Genomic DNA, 361 nt, shown 5'->3' on the forward strand with positions numbered 1-361 from the left:
AGGAAGGAGTGCCTCAAAAGCCCCTGCTTCATCCGTATCCCAGTAATAGATATTACCAGAAGCTTGAACAGCTTTTGCTCTAGTCGTTGCTGTACGAATTGGGTTCACATCTGCTTGATAAAAGTTTGCTGTCGTAGTGACCGTTCCGTCCGCAGCCACTGTCATTTGGACATCTTTCGCAATTTCAGTTGTACCTGTCCAAGTCCCTACCAGCTCTGCAGGAACCATTTGGGATGAATCTGTAGCTTTGGCACCACTTGTTGTATTAGACGCTGTGGTTGTTTGACTTGATTGTGTTGTTTCTTCTGAACTAGATTCAGTTGCTTTTGTATTTTTCTTTTTAGAAGACTGATTTGTTTTT

General features: G+C 42.7%; 1 pseudogene. It reads right to left on the reverse strand.

Annotated features, from left to right (window positions below):
• Positions 1-361 (reverse strand): annotated as a pseudogene (locus SPADD19_RS11070) (hypothetical protein); the annotation flags it as partial.

Source organism: Streptococcus parasanguinis, from assembly GCF_001578955.1.
GTDB lineage: Bacteria > Bacillota > Bacilli > Lactobacillales > Streptococcaceae > Streptococcus > Streptococcus parasanguinis_U.